Genomic DNA, 15185 nt, shown 5'->3' with positions numbered 1-15185 from the left:
TTGCCTTTAACCTTTGACGTTGGAAACTGCGTGCAAATACGGCTCGCGACCGTAGAGCCGGACGCGAGCTATCGCGGCCCTGCTTGAGTTCTGGATAGCAATCGGCGGGCCAAGACTCGGGCCCGCAGCAGAAATGCCCGACGGCGATCGCCCCTGCGGCGGAAATCCGAGCCCGCCTCCTCTATTCCGGTCGAATAATCAGGCGGTTAACGCATCGCCCCAAGATGGCGAACCAGCCCCCCTCGAGATCGACATCGGGATCCCCGATCGATGTGATCCTGAGGTTCCCCATCATGTCTCAAAACTTCGGCTCGGCCTAGAGCACATCTTTGGAAATCCGCGGCCGCAGACCCGCTCAGCGCAAAGTTTTTAAGCTCTCTGGTTTTGGACGGATCAAGCCTTCCTGGACGACGGAGGCGACGAGCTGGCCGTCATGGGAGAAAAGAAGCCCCCGGGTAAAACCGCGCGCGCCGCCGGAGCTCGGACTGTCCTGCGCATAGAGCAGCCATTCATCGGCACGAAAGGGCCGGTGGAACCATAAGGCATGATCAAGGCTCGCGATCTGCAGATCGCTATCGAAAACCGAATGACCATGTGCGCTGAGCGCGACGTCGATGAGCGTCATGTCCGAAAGATATGCGAGGACAGCGCGATGGATGGCGGGATCGTCGGGCAGCGGCCCGCTCGCCCGGAGCCAGATGTTTTGTTGCGGCGCGCCAGGCTGGTGCCGAAAGTGGCGGGAGAGATCGACCGGCCGCAGTTCGATCGGGCGGTCCCGCATGAACCATCGGCGGATCGCCTCGGGCATTGCCGCCCCGAAACGCTCGAGCATTTCAGCTTCGCTCGGCAGGCTTTCCGGCAAAGGCACGTCGGGCATCGAAAACGCATGTTCAAGGCCCGGTTCCTCGATATGAAATGAGGCCGACAGAGAGAAAATGGCCCGCCCATGTTGGATCGCATTGCAACGGCGCGTGGTGAAGCTCTTGCCGTCCCGAATCCGATCTACTTCATAGACGATGGGCACCGCCGGATCGCCCGGCAAAAGAAAATAACCATGCAAGGAGTGCGGCGCGCGTCCGTCGACGGTGCGGGCCGAAGCCACGAGGGCCTGCGCGATCACCAGCCCACCGAAAACGCGTTGCCAGCCAACTTGGGGACTGCGGCCACGAAAAATATTCTCCTCGATCTTTTCGAGATCTAGAATGGCCAAAAGTTCTTCTACGGCGTTGGACATGGCAGGATCAACTTCCTTTTCCGCAGTGGGATGTTTGCGCCCGTCAATTCTGAAAAAGCTCACTTGGGACGGATCACCATACCCCCGGAAGCAGCCGATACCGGACCCGGCGCGCGTAATCCGCATAGCCGTCCAGCGAGCGCCGCAATTCGCGATCTTCAAGCGCCGTCCGCACAATTACGGCGATGGCAATCAAGGGCGCGAAGGCGAGGCCCGCCCAGGAGCCGAGCATCAGCGCGGTCATCGGCAAAAAGAGCAGGACACCGGCATAGAGAGGGTGCCGGACGATGCCGTAAGGACCCGTGCTGACGACTTTGTGGCCGCGCTCATCCTGGATTCTTACGACATTGGCCAGGAACGTATTGGCCCTGAAGGCCAGCTGGTAGATCCACATCGAGGCGATGACGCCCGCGGCGCCAAGCCATTGCAGCCAGAGGGGCATGACAAACCAACGAAACCGGACGGCGTCCAATCCCATCAAGATCAGCCACGCCGCGAAAAGCAAGACGACGCTCACCAGGATTATTTTGTCCCATAGCGGCTGGCCGTGCTGGAACAGGGGTTTCATCCGCTCGGCAAGCAAGGCCGGGTCATCGCGCGCAATGAAGCCCGTGATCATTGCGGACCAACCGAAGAACATGATGAGGAAGATCCAAGCGGCCGGCCAGAAAAACGTGCCGGCGGCGCCAAACAACAGAACGACGAAAACCAAGAACTCGCCCGCAATGAAGGTGCAAATCCTGGCCATCGCGGGAAAGTCCTCATTATAGAACCGGCCGGTTCCGAAGCACCTATTCGAACCCGGTCGAAACATCCTGCAGGGGCTGTTTCGAATCCATCGTGATGATTTTGGTTTTACCCTTTGCGCCGGCGATCGCGGCCGGAAGATCGACGCTGCGAATCGATTGATCCTTGTAGGTCCTGAAATAATATTTCAAGTTTTTGAGGTCGGCGACGCTCGTCCAATATGTGTACTCGGCATCGACCTTGCCGTCCTGGGTTCCCCGCACGGCGCCGACCGGAATGTCGAAGGCATTCAGAATATGGAAGACTTGGAGCACCGTCTCGGGGGCCGTTTGCGAAGGCAGCGCCGCCTGCGAAAAGGCGACTGCCCGGACCATCCGCGAGGGCGGCGTGAAGTCTCCCGGAAGCCCGTGCATGCCGCTCCCCTGACCGAGCTGAGCGAGCTTGAGGCTGGAGAGATCCACCGGCGGCACATTGGTCGCGGACAGATTGATGTAATTGCGCAAATTGGTCATGTGCCAATCGAAGGTCGGCGCGTTGGTCAGGACGCCAAGCGGGTTGTCATAAATCTTGAGCGTCCGTTGGACCGGCTCGATGACGACGGATTTGCCGCTGCGATCATGAACGACGAAATGAACCGGCGGCGCCTGCTTGATCGCCTCCAGAACCGTGGGGACCAAAACCACCTTGTCGAAATTGGCCTTGACCTCGTCCACATTGGCGAAATTGCCGAGAAGCCAATTGCCATATTCATACGGCGCCATGGCTCGGGCTGCATTTTCGGCGCTCGGATCGGCATAGGCTGCATAATCCGGGAAATAAAAAAGGCCCACATAGAGGCCTTGGTCGTTAATGCCATCGACAATGTCCGGCAGGCCCACCGCATTGGCGCCCAGCATGCCGTATTTGGTCGTATAGCTCAGTCCCGTTCCGCCTCCCGGCGTCGACCCCGTGAATTTGGTGCCTTTCGGAATGACCACGACATTCGAATGGAGGTCGAAGCCGAATTCCAAAGTGCGGCCGGGGACCACCGCGCCATCCTCGGCGGTGAGACGCAGTCCGGTACAGGCCTGCGCCGGTTGAGTGAGAAAAAGCGCAGCGAAAACAGCACTTATAAATCTGCGGGCCATGATGTCCCCGGAAATGGAATGAGCCGTAAGTCATCATCGATCGCCACCCGGCAGCTTGACGACGCGGCTCGGCGACCGATGCGATAAATCTCTGGTCGGCTACCCCTTCGGGGGCAAGCCTTAATCGAGCGGGCGCGCCTCGTCCGGAAGCATGATCGGAATGCCGTCGCGAATCGGATAGGCAAGCTTCGCGGCGCGCGAAATCAGTTCCTGATTGAGGGCGTCGTATTCAAGGGTGGTTTTGGTCCGCGGGCAGACCAGGATTTCCAGCAGCCTCGGATCGATGCGTGAAGCCTCCGGAGCCGTCTTGCCGCTTGAACCATGATCCTTGTCGGACATCCCGTTTTCCTCCAGCTTTTTCACTCGCGAGCCTTGGGGCCCGCACCACGCGTTTAGCATGGCGGCGCGACTGCACCTTCTAAGCGGATAGCCGCTAGGGTGGCCTGCGTCTAGTGCAAAGGCGTCGACGCGCTTTTCCCGCGGGCCAATTCGATCTCGGTGATCGCGACGAGGACGTCGGCCCGGCCTTTCAGGTCGCGCGCTTCCAGAAGCGCCTGTTTTTCCTTCGGGCTGCACGGGCTCATCATGGACAGCGCATTGACCAGCGCTTCGTTGGGCGCCTCGTTGATGCTGTTCCAGTCGATCTGGAGGTTGTTCGTCTCGGCAAAATCACGCAGCGTGCGCAAGACCCCTTCGCGATCGACCTCTTCCTCGCCGGCGCGGGGACTGAAATCGACCGCAAACGGCCCAAAGTCGGCCCGGCATTGCCGATAGGGGGTAACGGTCGCGATTTCCTCGACAATCCTGAACCGGGCGATCCCGGTCAGGGTAACGAGGTAACGTCCGTCGCCGGTTTCGGCCAATTGGGTGATACGCCCCGCGCATCCGACCGAAAAAAGCGCCGGCGTCGCACTGGCCGCCCCGGCCTCGGGGTCGGGTTGGATCATCCCCACAAGTCGCGCGGCTTTCATGGCGTCGTCGACCATGGCGATATAGCGCCGCTCGAAAATATTGAGCGGCAGTTCACCACGCGGGAGCAAAAGAGCGCCCGCAAGGGGGAAAATGGGGAATACGGCTGGCAGCTCCCCCGGATCGCGATAGGCGCGGTTCATGCTCATATCTGGTCCTCACCTTTCGCCGGGCTCCGCTCCTTGGGACCAAGGATTTCGCTGAGGACACTTAATATAACCCCGATGGCGACCTCGCGCCATTCCATCGAAAAATTTGCCTTCCGCCAAGCTTTTGGGCGATTGCCTATTAATTAAGCAATCAGCTATTTTTGATCAAGCTGCGGTCCGAGCTACGCTTTTCCGACGTCACGTTGAGCTTTAGCTACGCCATGCTCAATCGGTGATCTGTCTCAGCCGACGGGACGTTTGCCGAGCGGCACCGGTTTGCCTCAGGAAAACAGCAGGGCCGAAAGTTTTCGCCGGGCACCGATTGTCGCTGGATCGATCGGCCCCCAGGCGTCGAAGAATTGCAGCAATTGCTTGCGGGCGCCGTCGTCCTGCCAGGTCCGATCGCGCCGGATGATTTCGGTCAGCGCTTCGGCTGCTTCCTCGCGCCGGTTCTGGGCATTGAGAAGAAGAGCCAGATCGAACCGCGCCTGATGATCGGCCGGGTTGGCCGCGAGCTTTCCGAGGAGATCGGCGGAATCACCGAGGGAAGCCGCCTGTTCGGCCAGATCGATCGCGGTTTTGGCAGCAAGGATCGCGGTGTCGCTTTCGCCCCCGGCGGGGACCGAGGCCAACAATCGCTTGGCGCTGTCAATATCGCCCGATGCGACGAGGATTTTCGCCAACCCGGCTATGGCGGCAAGTTCATCCGGGTCTTTGGCAAGAATGCCTGCATAAATCTCGGCCGCCGCCTCAAGCTCGCCCGCCCCCATCAACTCCGCCGCTTCCGCGAGGCGATCGGCGCCGTCGTCGAGGGGCCCAACCAGCCGCTCGATGAAGCCTTTGACCTGGGCTTCCGGCAAGGCGCCCATGAAACCATCGACCGGCGCCGAGCGCTGGAAGGCGATCACGGCGGGGATCGACCGAACCCCAAGCTGTCCGGGGATTTCCGGATGCTCGTCAATATTCATCTTGACGAGCTTTACTTTGCCGCCCGCGGCCCTGACTATTTTTTCAAGAACCGGGGCGAGCTGCTTACAGGGCTCGCACCATGGCGCCCAAAAATCGACGATCACCGGCTGGCGGGCGGATTCGGCAATCACATCGGCTCCGAAGCTCGCGGTCGAGCCGTCCTTCACGAGGGCGTCAGCGGCCTCCGCGCCGGGCGGCTTGGCGGTTTGGCCCGCTTGGCCGGCGCCTTGATCTTTCCCTTGGCCGCGCCCCAGCCCGAAAATCCCCGCCATGTTCAAGCTCTCCTGCGCTATTTTTTGCGCGTGCGAATCTCCTGCCAAAATGCGTCTTCAACCGCGAAACCGCAACTGTCCATTATTGTCGCGTCGCACGGGATCGGCCTGCCGAGGGGACAGGCCGGCAGAAGGCTGGGCGGGCGCTTGCGCAACGGTGCCCCTTGCCTTATATGTGGGGTTGTTCATACTTCTCATGACGGTTGTTCGATAGAAGCGATCGCTTTATTGAGAGTGGGCCCTCCCGGACCCGCTCTTTTTTATTGCCAATTGGGCGCTGTCAGGGTCGAAGCGTGGTTCCCAGTTATTGTATGCCGGAGTGAACCGGCGATGGACCGGCTCAATTTGGATCACGACCACACCGCGATCAATACGGAGGCGCAAAGCCTCCTCGACGAGCCTCGTTTGATGGACGAAACGGGGGTCGCTGCGCGGGTGGCGCATATTGCGCAGCCGGTGCTCGCCGGCCTCGGTTACCGGCTTGTTCGGGTCAAGCTTTGGACGCAAGCGGGAACAGTGGTGCAGATTATGGTGGAACGGCCGGACGGGTCGATGAATGTCAACGACTGCGAGATCGTGAGCGCCGCTCTCTCGCCGGTTCTTGACGTCGAGGATCCGGTGAAAATTGCCTATCGCCTGGAGATTTCGTCGCCGGGTATCGACCGTCCGCTGGTCCGTGTTTCGGATTTCTGCCGCGCGCTGGCTCATGAGGCGCGGATCGAGATGAAGACCGGCGTCGAGGGACGCAAACGCTTCCGTGGCCTGATCGGCAACGTGGAAGGCGAAGGACAAAACGCCGTCGTGAGATTCGAACGCAGCGACGCCAAACCCGGCGAGACGGCCGAAGCCGTGCTCCCTCTTTATGATATTGGCGAAGCGAGGTTGATTTTGACCGATGCCCTCATCCGCCAATCCTTGCGGAGCGCGAAAGCCTCGCTCGACCCGGATGCCGAGGCCGAAGAAAACACTGCCGAGCCAAGCGGAACGGAGGCGAATGAAGACGCGTCCACCGGACCGCGTCGGGGACCCGGCCGCTTCGCATCTCGCCGCGCCCTCAAGGCCAAACCTGTGCTTCCGGCAGGGGTAAGGTCCGCGTTCAAGCCAACCAAAACGAAGCAGCCGAACGCCAAGCCAACGAACCAAAAACAAACCAGGCCGCTGGAGCGGCCGCAAAATACGGCACCGCACGGGTCAGACCCGGCCGTGCCCGAAACAGGAGACAGAGATGGCAGTCAGCGCCAATAGGCTCGAGCTCTTGCAGATCGCGGATGCCGTCGCGCGGGAAAAATCGATCGATCGGCAGATCGTGCTCGCCTCGATGGAAGACGCAATCCAGAAGGCCGCGCGCTCCCGCTACGGCCAAGAGACGGAAGTCCGCGCCGAGATCAACCCGAAAACGGGAGAAATCCGGTTTTCCCGGCTGCTTCTCGTGGTCGATCAGATCGATAATGACGCCACGCAGATCACGGTCACCGAAGCGCGCAAGAAAAACCCCGCTGCTCAAGTCGGCGACTGGATTGCCGAAACCCTGCCCCCGTTCGATTTCGGGCGGATCGCGGCGCAATCGGCCAAGCAGGTCATCGTCCAGAAGGTCCGCGAAGCCGAACGGGACCGGCAATACCAAGAATACAAGGACCGCATCGGGGATATCGTCAACGGCATCGTCAAGCGGGTCGAATATGGCAATGTGATCATTGATCTGGGTCGCGGCGAAGCGACCATCCGGCGCGACGAAATGATCCCGCGCGAAGTTTTCCGGCCCGGAGACCGGGCCCGTGCCTATGTTTACGACGTCAGGCGCGAACAGCGCGGCCCGCAGATTTTTCTCTCGCGCACCCACCCGCAGTTCATGGCCAAGCTGTTCCGTCAGGAAGTTCCTGAAATCTATGACGGCGTCATCGAGGTGAAATCGGTCGCGCGGGATCCAGGCTCGCGCGCCAAGATCGCGGTGATCTCCCGCGATACGTCGATCGACCCAGTGGGCGCCTGCGTCGGCATGCGCGGCTCCCGCGTCCAGGCGGTCGTCAATGAATTGCAGGGCGAGAAGATCGACATCATCCCCTGGTCGCCCGACGCCGCGACCTTCATCGTCAACGCATTGCAGCCGGCCGAGGTCGTCAAGGTGGTGCTCGACGAGGATTCCGCCCGGATTGAAGTCGTCGTGCCCGACGACCAATTGTCTTTGGCGATCGGACGCCGCGGCCAGAACGTCCGGCTGGCCTCGCAGCTCACCGGCTGGGACATCGATATTTTGACGGAGGCGGAGGAATCCGAGCGCCGGCAGAAGGAATTCATCGAGCGGACCAATATTTTCATGAATGCGCTGAACGTCGACGAAGTCGTCGGCCAGCTGCTGGCATCGGAAGGGTTCCGGTCGGTCGAGGAATTGGCCTTCGTGGAACCGACCGAGGTGGCCGCGATCGAGGGCTTCGATCAGGATACCGCCGCTGAAATTCAGGCGCGCGCGCATGACTATCTCGCCAAAATCGAGGCGGAGCAGGACGCGCGGCGATTGGAACTTGGCGTCTCCGACGAACTTAAAGAGGTCGCCGGCGTCACGACTGCAATGCTCGTCAAATTCGGAGAAAACGATATCAAGACCATCGAGGACCTCGCCGGCTGCGCAACCGACGATCTTGCCGGCTGGACCGAACGCAAGGAAGGCGAGACGACCAAGCACCCCGGGATTCTGGACGGTTTCGAGATTTCTCGCGAAGAGGCGGAAACGCTGATCATGACCGCGCGGGTCAAGGCGGGATGGATCGAAGCCCAACCGGAGCCGACGCCGGAAGAAGCCTTCGTCCACGAGAACGGCGAATAGGGAGAGTCCTTTGGATTTGGCCAAGGCCGCAGCCCCGAAGAGCGAAGCGTCGCCTGAGCGAACCTGTATCGTCACGCGGGCGAAGGGGACGCCGGAGGACATGATTCGTTTCGTGATCGGGCCGGACGCGACCGTGGTCCCCGATATTCGCCGCAAATTGCCCGGCCGGGGCGTCTGGGTGACGGCCCGGGCCGATCGCGTCGCGGAGGCGGTCAAGCGACAGGCCTTTGCGCGTGGTTTCAAGACCAAAGTCGTGGCCTCCGAGGCTTTGGCGGCGGAGATCGAAGCGTTGTTAACCAAGGATTGCCTGCAGGCCCTTTCGCTCGCCAACAAGGCCGGCCAGGTGGTCACGGGCTTTTCCAAGGTCGAAGAAGTGATTGCGACAGGAGCCATTGCGGGTCTTGTTCATGCCGCCGACTGCGGCGCCGATGGCGTCCGCAAGCTGGGGCAAAGCCTACGCCGGCGTTTCGGTGATGAGCCTGCCGTTCCGCGCATTGATCTGTTCCCATCCGGCCAATTGGATTTGGCATTGGGGCGGGCAAATGTGATACATGCAGCTCTGATCGAAGGAACGGCGAGCGCGGGTTTTTTGGAACGCTGCCGGAAGCTGGCACTTTATGGATCTGGATCGTCTCAGGCGGCGTCCCCGAAACAGTCGTCCGGTTAGAAAATTCGAATTGACATGGACTGGCGAGCCGGGCTTCGCATGCCCGGCACAATGTAACAGAATGGGCAAGGGCCCGGGAACGCAAGACTAATGAATGACACCAAGAACCCTGGTGATTCCACGCTGAGCGTCGCTCCGACGAAGACGCTGACTTTGAAGCGTCCGGTCGAAGCCGGTATTGTACGCCAGAGCTTTTCGCATGGCCGCTCCAAAGCGGTCGTGGTGGAAAAGGTGAAGCGTCGCGCCATGGCGCCGGGCGAGTCACATGCCCCCCGGGAAGCCACTTTGCCGCCACCGCCGCCACCCGCCGCGGCTCCCGTTGCCGCACCACCCCGGCCACGCCAGCCCGCAGCTCCAGCCCGCCCCTCGGCGCCGCAAAGATCGCCGTCCGGCGTCATTTTGCGCTCGCTCACGGAGGAGGAGCGGGAAGCCCGCTCCCGCGCCCTTTCCGGCGCGCGCGAACGTGAAGTGGAAGACCGCAAGCGTGCCGAGATCGACGCCAAAGCCCGTGAGGAGCGTGAGGCGCGCGAACGCGAGGAACGAGCCGCGGCCGAAGCCCGTAAGCTCGAGGAAGAGGCGCGCCGCGCGCATGAGGCGGAGGCCAAGCGCCGCTCGGAGAGCGAAGCGAAGCGGCGGCTTGCCGGTGGTGAGCCAGCTCCAGCGCCCCCGCCCTCGACCGTCCGCAAGACGCCTGCTGCTGTTTCCTCCCTCGCGCCGACCGGCCTGACGCCCGTGGCACGGCCCGCTGCTGCGGAGGAAGAGGAAGCCCCGCACGTCGTTCGCCGTCCCGGCATGCCGACCAAGGTCGTCGTCCCCCGCCCGGTCAAGGGGGCCGAACAAAAAAGCCGGGGCCGTCTCACCGTTGCCAATGTCACCGGGGAAGAGGACGAGCGCACAAGATCCGTTGCCGCCTTCCGCCGCCGTACGCAACGGCTGAAGGGTCATGTCAGCGAGGTCAAGGAAAAACTCACCCGCGAAGTGATCCTGCCCGAAACCATCACGATCCAGGAACTCGCCAACCGCATGTCGGAGCGCGGCGTCGATGTGATCAAGCTTTTGATGAAGCAAGGCCAGATGGCGAAAATCACCGATGTGATCGACGCCGATACAGCGCAGCTCGTCGCCGAAGAACTTGGTCATACCGTGAAACGGGTCGCCGAAGCCGATGTCGAGGAAGGGCTCTTCGATAGGCCGGACACCGACGAACATCTCGTGCCTCGACCGGCAGTGGTGACGATCATGGGCCATGTCGATCATGGCAAGACCTCGCTGCTCGATGCGATCCGTCACGCCAATGTCGTCTCCGGCGAAGCCGGCGGCATCACCCAGCACATCGGCGCCTATCAGATCGTCGCTCCGAACGGCGCACCGGTGACTTTCATCGATACGCCCGGCCACGCGGCCTTCACCGCCATGCGCGCGCGCGGCGCCAAGGTGACCGACATTGTCGTGCTGGTCGTTGCCGCCGACGATGGCGTCATGCCGCAGACGGCCGAAGCGATCGCGCATGCGCGTGCTGCCAAGGTTCCGATGATCGTGGCGATCAACAAGATCGACAAGCCCGACGCCAAGCCCGAGCGCGTGCGCAGCGAATTGCTGCAGCATGAGGTGCAGGTCGAATCGCTCGGCGGCGATACCCTCGAGGTCGAAGTTTCGGCCACCAAGAAACTCAATCTCGACAAGCTGCTCGATCTCATCGCCTTGCAGGCTGAACTGCTCGACCTCCAAGCCGACCCCACAAGGCCCGCCGAAGGCACCGTCATCGAAGCGCGTCTCGACAAGGGACGGGGGCCGGTCGCAACCGTGCTTGTACAGCGCGGCACGCTCAGGGTCGGCGATATCATTGTCGGCGGCTCACAGTGGGGCCGCGTGCGCGCGCTGCTTGGAGACAAGGGCGAGGTTCGCGGAGACGCCGGCCCATCGACTCCCGTCGAGGTGCTCGGATTTTCCGGTTCGCCGGAAGCCGGCGATCGCGTCGCGGTGGTTGAAACCGAGGCGAGAGCGCGCGAAATCACCGAATATCGTGAACGCCAGCGGCGTGAAAAAGCCGCCGCGCGAGGCAATTTGGCTCGCGGTTCCCTGTCGGACATGATGAGCCAATTGAAGACGGCGGGCCGCAAGGAATTCCCACTCGTCATCAAAGGCGACGTTCAGGGCTCGGTTGAAGCAATCGTCGCTACTCTCGAAAAGCTCAACACCGAAGAAGTGGCTGCACGCGTTATCCACGCCGGCGTGGGTGGCATCACCGAGTCGGATATTACCCTGGCTGAAGCCTCGGGTGCGGCGGTCATCGGCTTTAACGTGCGCGCGCACAAGGAAGCCCGCACGCTCGCCGATCAATCCGGCATTGAGATCCGCTACTACAACATCATCTATAATCTCGTGGATGATGTGAAGGCGGCGATGTCCGGCCTCCTCGCGCCGACATTACGCGAAGAGATGCTTGGCAATGCCGAGATTTTGGAAGTCTTCACAATTTCCAAGGTCGGCAAGGTCGCCGGTTGCCGCGTCACCGACGGAACCGTTCAGCGGGGCGCCAATGTCCGGCTCATCCGCGACAATGTCGTGGTGCATGAGGGCAAGCTCTCGACGCTCAAGCGATTTAAAGACGAGGTCAAGGAAGTGCAGGCTGGCCAGGAATGCGGCATGGCTTTCGAAAATTACCAGGATATGCGCGCAGGCGATGTCATCGAGTGCTACACCGTAACAGAAATCAAACGCTCGCTCTGAGCGGGCGTTTGAACAGATCAGTTTAGCCTTCAGCTGACTTTTATCCGACACAGTTCGCAATCAGATCCAGAGAGAAGCAGCGATCCGGACCATCGAACGCGGGTGGCGTTTCGGCTTGAACCAACTAAGGATTTTGCGCTAACGCGCTGGAGTTCCCGATGTCCAGACTTCATCATCAGCAGGGCGCCGAGCCTTCGCAGCGGATGCTGCGCGTCGGCGAACTCATCCGCCACACCATGTCCGATCTTTTGATCCGTTCGGCAATCAGCGACCCGGTCCTCGAAGGCCAGGTTGTGACGATCCCCGATGTGCGGATGAGTCCCGATCTAAAGCTCGCCACGATCTATGTGATGCCGCTCGGCGGCAAGAATATAAATGCGGTCCTCTCTGCTCTCGAACGCCACAAGAAGTTCCTGCGCGGCGAACTCGCGCATCGGATCAATCTGCGGATGGCTCCCGAACTTCGTTTCAAAGCAGATCCGAGCTTCGACTATGGTTCGAAGATCGATGCAATTTTTGAATTGCCCGAGGTCAAACGCGATTTGGAACCCAAGCCGAAAGAACAAGAATGAGCCCGCGGACCTCAACGCGGAAGGATGTCGACGGCTGGGTCGTCCTTGATAAGCCGATCGGGATGACGTCGACCCACGCCGTTTCGCGGCTGAAGCGCATTTTCAACGCCAAGAAGGCGGGCCATGCCGGCACGCTCGATCCGCTCGCCTCGGGCATCTTGCCGGTCGCGTTCGGCGAGGCGACGAAAACCGTCCCCTTCGTGCAGGACGGCGAAAAAACCTATCGCTTTACGGTGCGTTGGGGCGAGGAAACCGACACCGACGATTCCGACGGCACGGTCCGCGCGCACTCCGATGTGCGTCCCCTCACCGCCGACATTCTCGCCCTGCTGCCGCGCTTCATCGGGACGATCCAGCAGCAGCCGCCTGCCTATTCGGCCATCAAGATCAATGGCGAGCGCGCTTATGATCTAGCGCGGCATGGCGAAGAGCCGGTTCTTGCCGAGCGCCCGGTGACGATCCACGCCCTCGATCTCATCGCGGCCCAGCCCGACGAAGCCGTTTTCGAAGCGCGCTGCGGCAAGGGAACCTATGTGCGTGCGATCGCCCGCGATCTCGGCCGGAGTCTTGGCTGCTATGGCCATGTCAGCGCATTGCGCCGGACTCGCGTCGGGCCGTTCAACGAGGCCGACGCAATTCCGCTGGCGGAATTGGAAGACGGCGTCCAGGACGCCGGCGCGCTTCGCCGCGTCGAGGCGGGCCTGATGGAAATGCCGCGGGTCGTAGTTGATCGCGACGTCGCAGCAAAGCTCAGGCGTGGTCAATCGGTTTTGCTACGCGGCCAAGACGCTCCATTTGACGGGTCCGCCTATGCTGCGTGTGGCGGCGTCGTCATCGCCGTCGGCGCGGTGGAAAAGGGCGAATTGATACCGGGCCGCGTGTTCAACCTTCCCTTTTAGGGGGTAAATACTTCCGCTCTATATTGCCGAGTTCCCCTGGCGCTACGACAATCGGAACAACCGGGACATCTTTGATGCCGCTTAGGCCGGTGCTGCGGCACCGATCCCGGAGGAAACGACGGCGTTCTCAGAAAAGTGCAATAGATTGACATCCATGAGCACGCCAAAAAGTCCAGAACCAAGCGACCAAGGAAATAATAAGCTACCCAAGTGCTATTGGAAGGCCACAGAGTCCTTCTATGATCTGAAGCTCTCGCACTGGGTCGAAATGGCACTGACTATTGCCCTCCTCTTTGTCGGCATTGCTCAATTCACTGTCTACAAAAGACAAGCTAGTATTATGGATGAGCAAACCAAAATCTCGGCCAGACAACTTACTATGGTGGAAGCCGAACAGCGGCCGTGGATTTCGCTCGACATGCAGCCTGAAGGTCCGCTCACCCGCGATTCCAACGGCTGGAATTTCATCGTTAAATACACGATCAACAATGTAGGAAAGTCGCCCGCTTTCAATGTAAATTTTCTCGCTACAATGATCCCAATAGGCGATCCTCAACCTACTCCCCCAGAGCCATGGGGTTTCTCTCATGCCATGCCCACCAAAGCCGTCGAGACCGCAGTTGAAACTACTTGCAGAGACTTCGAACAGGGAAGAGTGGTGGGGTTAGGAGAAATTATGTTCCCAAGCGTTCCGCAAAATCGGCGCTGGAAACCCCATAGCAATCCTATCGGGCCTGGATTTATCCCCGGCTTTGTCATTATTGCCTGCGCCACTTACAAATTCGTTGGTGACCCTATTACACATCGGACAGTCCGAATTTTCGATTTGGAAAGGCGCGCTTACGGGCAAATGATTGATCTCGGGGCGGAAACTACTGCTACCGATGACCTCTCGTTTTTCCCCCATACCGAAAACGGAAGTCGGGCAGATTAGCTCTCGGAGTCGCGGCCGTCCTCGGCAAACAGCCGGAATTGCGGCGTGTCCCGTGCCGGCTCCGGGAGGCCGAGATGGCGGAACGCATGCGGCGTCAGCAAGCGTCCGCGCGGTGTGCGTTGCACGAAGCCCCGCTGTATCAGAAACGGTTCGATAATGTCCTCGATCGCGTCGCGCGGTTCCGACAATGCGGCAGCAATGGTCTCGATCCCGGCCGGACCGCCGCCGAAGGACACGGCGATCGTATTGAGATAACGCCTATCCATCGAATCGAGCCCGATCGCATCGACGTCGAGGAGGCGCAGCGCCCTGTCGGCGACGCCTCGGGTGATTTCGAGCTCCTTATCGACAATCGCGAAATCGCGGACTCGGCGCAAAAGACGGCCGGCAATCCGCGGTGTGCCGCGCGCGCGTTTGGCGATTTCATTGGCGCCGTCGTCGGAAATCGCAATGGCGAGCACCCGCGCGCCGCGCCGCACGATGCTTTCCAGCTCCTCGACGGTGTAGAATTCCAATCTGAGCGGAATGCCGAACCTGTCACGCAGCGGTGTGGTCAAAAGACCGGCGCGGGTCGTCGCCCCGACGAGCGTGAACGGCTTGAGGGGGAGTTTGACCGAGCGGGCACCCGGCCCCTCGCCAATCATGAGATCGAGTTGGAAATCTTCCATCGCCGGATAGAGAATTTCCTCGATCGCGGGATTGAGCCGATGAATTTCATCGATGAACAGCACATCGCGTTCTTCAAGCCCGGTGAGCTGCGCCGCAAGATCGCCCGCCTTGGCAATGACCGGACCCGAGGTCGAGTGGAAATTCACTTCGAGTTCGCGCGCGACGATCTGCGCCAAGGTGGTCTTGCCAAGCCCCGGCGGACCCACGAACAGCACGTGATCAAGCGCCTCGCGCCGAGATCGGGCCGCCTCGATAAAAACCTTCAGGTTTTTCCGAACCGCTTCCTGCCCGGTGAAATCCGAAAGCGCCAGGGGACGCAGCGACAAATCCTTGTCGTCGTCGCGCTTTTCCGGAGTGACGAGGCGGGGGCTTGGCACGGAGCTGCGGCCTTACGCTAGAGCATAGGAGCGAAAAGGATCGTTCGGC

At 60.9% G+C, this 15185-nt stretch carries 14 protein-coding genes; 7 read left to right on the top strand and 7 right to left on the bottom strand.

Translation table 11 applies throughout. The features are described 5' to 3' along the window. Nucleotides 1–355: 355 nt before the first annotated feature. The 6 genes from tesB to CU048_10205 form a co-directional block, all read right to left on the bottom strand. The gene (tesB, locus tag CU048_10230; GenBank protein QBR72837.1) at nucleotides 356–1234 is read right to left on the bottom strand and encodes an acyl-CoA thioesterase II; all 879 of its coding nucleotides are present in this window, start codon (nucleotides 1232–1234) and stop codon (nucleotides 356–358) included. A 73-nt stretch (nucleotides 1235–1307) separates the two neighbouring features. Further along, nucleotides 1308–1982, bottom strand: a complete 675-nt coding sequence (locus tag CU048_10225; GenBank protein ID QBR71594.1) for an isoprenylcysteine carboxyl methyltransferase — start codon at nucleotides 1980–1982, stop codon at nucleotides 1308–1310. A 43-nt stretch (nucleotides 1983–2025) separates the two neighbouring features. Beyond that, on the bottom strand, nucleotides 2026–3108 hold the full coding sequence (locus CU048_10220; GenBank protein QBR71593.1) for a choloylglycine hydrolase: 1083 nt from the start codon (nucleotides 3106–3108) through the stop codon (nucleotides 2026–2028). A gap of 120 nt (nucleotides 3109–3228) precedes the next feature. Then, nucleotides 3229–3447 carry a hypothetical protein gene (locus CU048_10215; protein ID QBR72836.1) on the bottom strand — a complete coding sequence of 73 codons (219 nt, stop codon included), beginning with the start codon at nucleotides 3445–3447 and terminating at the stop codon, nucleotides 3229–3231. A gap of 110 nt (nucleotides 3448–3557) precedes the next feature. Then, complete coding sequence (locus tag CU048_10210; protein QBR71592.1) at nucleotides 3558–4226, bottom strand: peptidase S16; 669 nt, start codon at nucleotides 4224–4226, stop codon at nucleotides 3558–3560. 281 nt (nucleotides 4227–4507) lie between these two features. Continuing rightward, complete coding sequence (locus CU048_10205) at nucleotides 4508–5467, bottom strand: co-chaperone YbbN (GenBank protein QBR71591.1); 960 nt, start codon at nucleotides 5465–5467, stop codon at nucleotides 4508–4510. A 330-nt stretch (nucleotides 5468–5797) separates the two neighbouring features. Between CU048_10205 and CU048_10200 the strand changes: the two genes are divergently transcribed. The 7 genes from CU048_10200 (at nucleotide 5798) to CU048_10170 (ending at nucleotide 14090) form a co-directional block, all read left to right on the top strand. After that, a complete protein-coding gene (locus CU048_10200; GenBank protein QBR71590.1) occupies nucleotides 5798–6712 on the top strand; it encodes a ribosome maturation factor RimP in 915 nt (304 codons plus the stop codon). After that, on the top strand, nucleotides 6693–8288 hold the full coding sequence (locus CU048_10195) for a transcription termination/antitermination protein NusA (protein ID QBR71589.1): 1596 nt from the start codon (nucleotides 6693–6695) through the stop codon (nucleotides 8286–8288). Before CU048_10200 ends, CU048_10195 begins: the two co-directional genes overlap by 20 nt. Nucleotides 8289–8298: 10 nt before the next feature. Beyond that, complete coding sequence (locus CU048_10190) at nucleotides 8299–8955, top strand: DNA-binding protein (protein ID QBR71588.1); 657 nt, start codon at nucleotides 8299–8301, stop codon at nucleotides 8953–8955. A 90-nt stretch (nucleotides 8956–9045) separates the two neighbouring features. Beyond that, nucleotides 9046–11685: a translation initiation factor IF-2 gene (locus CU048_10185; GenBank protein ID QBR71587.1), complete on the top strand. Its 2640-nt coding sequence runs from the start codon at nucleotides 9046–9048 to the stop codon at nucleotides 11683–11685. A gap of 158 nt (nucleotides 11686–11843) precedes the next feature. After that, nucleotides 11844–12257: a ribosome-binding factor A gene (locus CU048_10180; protein QBR71586.1), complete on the top strand. Its 414-nt coding sequence runs from the start codon at nucleotides 11844–11846 to the stop codon at nucleotides 12255–12257. Beyond that, on the top strand, nucleotides 12254–13156 hold the full coding sequence (locus CU048_10175; GenBank protein ID QBR71585.1) for a tRNA pseudouridine(55) synthase TruB: 903 nt from the start codon (nucleotides 12254–12256) through the stop codon (nucleotides 13154–13156). Before CU048_10180 ends, CU048_10175 begins: the two co-directional genes overlap by 4 nt. 154 nt (nucleotides 13157–13310) lie before the next feature. After that, nucleotides 13311–14090 carry a hypothetical protein gene (locus tag CU048_10170; GenBank protein QBR71584.1) on the top strand — a complete coding sequence of 260 codons (780 nt, stop codon included), beginning with the start codon at nucleotides 13311–13313 and terminating at the stop codon, nucleotides 14088–14090. Here CU048_10170 and CU048_10165 read toward each other — a convergent pair. Continuing rightward, the gene (locus CU048_10165) at nucleotides 14087–15136 is read right to left on the bottom strand and encodes a Holliday junction branch migration DNA helicase RuvB (GenBank protein QBR71583.1); all 1050 of its coding nucleotides are present in this window, start codon (nucleotides 15134–15136) and stop codon (nucleotides 14087–14089) included. The two genes, CU048_10170 and CU048_10165, sit on opposite strands and share 4 nt — an antisense overlap. Between the last annotated feature and the right edge of the window lie 49 nt (nucleotides 15137–15185).

This window comes from Beijerinckiaceae bacterium (assembly GCA_004564215.1).
Classification (GTDB): Bacteria; Pseudomonadota; Alphaproteobacteria; order Rhizobiales; family Beijerinckiaceae; genus Methylocapsa.
The sequence above is the reverse complement of the archived record's forward strand: the minus strand, read 5'-3'. Positions and strand labels throughout refer to the sequence as shown.

Coding starts and splice junctions, on each gene's coding strand:
- CU048_10185 (QBR71587.1), top strand. CDS start 9,046: ATGAATGACACCAAGAACCCTGGTGATTCCACGCTGAGCGTCGCTCCG.
- CU048_10225 (QBR71594.1), bottom strand. CDS start 1,982: ATGGCCAGGATTTGCACCTTCATTGCGGGCGAGTTCTTGGTTTTCGTC.
- CU048_10180 (QBR71586.1), top strand. CDS start 11,844: ATGTCCAGACTTCATCATCAGCAGGGCGCCGAGCCTTCGCAGCGGATG.
- CU048_10175 (QBR71585.1), top strand. CDS start 12,254: ATGAGCCCGCGGACCTCAACGCGGAAGGATGTCGACGGCTGGGTCGTC.
- CU048_10195 (QBR71589.1), top strand. CDS start 6,693: ATGGCAGTCAGCGCCAATAGGCTCGAGCTCTTGCAGATCGCGGATGCC.
- tesB (QBR72837.1), bottom strand. CDS start 1,234: ATGTCCAACGCCGTAGAAGAACTTTTGGCCATTCTAGATCTCGAAAAG.
- CU048_10205 (QBR71591.1), bottom strand. CDS start 5,467: ATGGCGGGGATTTTCGGGCTGGGGCGCGGCCAAGGGAAAGATCAAGGC.
- CU048_10210 (QBR71592.1), bottom strand. CDS start 4,226: ATGAGCATGAACCGCGCCTATCGCGATCCGGGGGAGCTGCCAGCCGTA.
- CU048_10200 (QBR71590.1), top strand. CDS start 5,798: ATGGACCGGCTCAATTTGGATCACGACCACACCGCGATCAATACGGAG.
- CU048_10170 (QBR71584.1), top strand. CDS start 13,311: ATGAGCACGCCAAAAAGTCCAGAACCAAGCGACCAAGGAAATAATAAG.
- CU048_10220 (QBR71593.1), bottom strand. CDS start 3,108: ATGGCCCGCAGATTTATAAGTGCTGTTTTCGCTGCGCTTTTTCTCACT.
- CU048_10215 (QBR72836.1), bottom strand. CDS start 3,447: ATGTCCGACAAGGATCATGGTTCAAGCGGCAAGACGGCTCCGGAGGCT.